Genomic DNA, 1,794 nt, shown 5'->3' on the forward strand with positions numbered 1-1,794 from the left:
CGGGCTCGACCCGGTTGGCCACGATCACTGCCTTGCCGCGCGCATCCGGTGACTTCAGGCGCCCGGTTATCGTCTGGTCCCCCACCAGTACCTCATCCACCCGACCCTCGCGCAACGCCTGCTCGAGTTCGCTGTACGGCAGGGGCTGGACGCTGGTGGCCGCCTGCCACCAGTTCTGCAACGCCAGCAACATCGCGAACGCCACCAACCAATAACTGGCGTTCCATGTCTTTTGCTTGTCCATCCCAAGCTCCCCGCTCAAATGGCACGCGCCAAGTGGTAGACCAACTCGGCGCGCAGACGCTGCACCTCTTCGCTCAGGTCGGCCACCAGCGCAGCCAGCGCCGGATCGGCATCGAACTGGCGCTCGATGGCCGCCATCTGCCGCGCACGCCATACCGCCGCCGCGGAAAACGTGCACGCGCCCGCTTGCCAAGTGGCGTCGAGCAGCTGATCGCGCACGCGCGCCAGCACCCACTGGGGAGTCACCCCACACAGGCGCGCCAGCTGCTCCACGCTCAGCACATCGCCATCAATCAACTCCACCGTCTCATACACCGCTGTTGTGGGCATCAAGGTCATGGCCACGTCCCCCTCACCATGCGCCGCCGCTGGGGCGCGGATCGAACCCCGGATAGGTCTTAGCCACGGCGGCCCAGGCGGCCTTCTGCTCGGCCGTCACCGCCCCGGGCACCACCACATCCAACTCCAGGTACAAATCCCCAGGCTCGCGCCCCGGGATACCCTTGCCACGCACGCGCAGCTTGCGCCCAGACCCAGAGCCCGCCGGCACGTGCACCGTCAGCTCGCCTGCGGGGGTCGATACGGTGATGTCACCGCCCAAGACCGCCTCCCACGGCGTCACCGGCACGCGCAGCGTCACGTCACGCCCCTGCACACGCGCCTTGTCGCTGGTGCGAATGTGCACGCGCAAAAACAGGTCGCCGCTGGGGCCTCCATCCGGGCTGGGCAGCCCCTGCCCCGGCAGGCGGATCAGCTGTCCCTCGGCCACGCCGGCCGGCACCTTCACCTCCAACGTGCGGGTGCGCGGGGTCACCTGCCCGTCGGCGTCCAGCTCCAGCGTCTGCAGCGTCAGCACACGCTGTGCGCCGCGGTAGGCCTCCTGCAGCGACAGCGTGATCTCCGCGTGCTGGTCTTCGCCCCGATGCGCAGCGCCGTGCGCCCCGTGCGCGGTGTGCGCACCTCTCCGGTGGGCTCGTGCACGCGCCGCGTGGCCAAACATCTCGTGAAAAAAGTCGCTGTAGCCGTCGTCGAAGGCAAAACCGGCATCGGTATCGGCAGCGCCATTGCCCGCTGCGCGGCGCCACGTCCCTGCGCTGGCCTGCTGGCGACGCGCCCACTGTCGGGCTGCTTCGGCAGCTTCCTCACTCCGTGCGCCCTGAGCCCAAGCCTCATGCCCCACCGCGTCATAGATCTTGCGCCTTTCCGGATCGGACAGAACCTCGTGGGCCTCGTTGATCGCGGCCATACGCTGCGCAGCGTCGGGCTCTTTACTGACGTCCGGGTGATACTTGCGCGCCAGCCGCCGATACGCCTTTTTGATTTCTTCCGCGCTGGCGTCGCGCCCCACACCCAGTGTTGCGTAGTAATCGGGAAAGTGCATCGCCGTCATCCTTGGTGCATTTGGTGGACGCCACCGCCGAGCGCCCGTGCAGCATACGTTATTGAAATGAGGGCAAAGCCCCGGCGAACCAAGGGGGCACCCCGGCTGAAGGTATCAGGATTTTTGTGTGAGGGGCCTACCATGATGATGTTCAGGAGCCCCCATGCCAC

The 1,794-nt window shown here is 67.2% G+C and carries 3 protein-coding genes; all 3 read right to left on the reverse strand.

Going from position 1 to position 1,794, the window contains the following annotated elements:
• A partial coding sequence (locus V7Z54_RS09910; RefSeq protein ID WP_334136254.1) for an ATP-dependent metallopeptidase FtsH/Yme1/Tma family protein occupies positions 1–244 on the reverse strand: 244 nt, incomplete at its 3' end.
• A 14-nt stretch (positions 245–258) separates the two neighbouring features.
• Positions 259–582: a MerR family transcriptional regulator gene (locus V7Z54_RS09915; RefSeq protein WP_334136256.1), complete on the reverse strand. Its 324-nt coding sequence runs from the start codon at positions 580–582 to the stop codon at positions 259–261.
• 13 nt (positions 583–595) lie between these two features.
• Positions 596–1,624, reverse strand: a complete 1,029-nt coding sequence (locus tag V7Z54_RS09920) for a DnaJ C-terminal domain-containing protein (protein ID WP_334136258.1) — start codon at positions 1,622–1,624, stop codon at positions 596–598.
• Positions 1,625–1,794: the final 170 nt, after the last annotated feature.

The organism is Tepidimonas sp. (genome assembly GCF_036824975.1).
GTDB lineage: Bacteria > Pseudomonadota > Gammaproteobacteria > Burkholderiales > Burkholderiaceae_C > Tepidimonas.

What these genes read in the sequence shown, in the direction of transcription:
- V7Z54_RS09915 (WP_334136256.1), bottom strand. Translation starts at nt 582, where the DNA reads ATGACCTTGATGCCCACAACAGCGGTGTATGAGACGGTGGAGTTGATT.
- V7Z54_RS09920 (WP_334136258.1), bottom strand. Translation starts at nt 1,624, where the DNA reads ATGCACTTTCCCGATTACTACGCAACACTGGGTGTGGGGCGCGACGCC.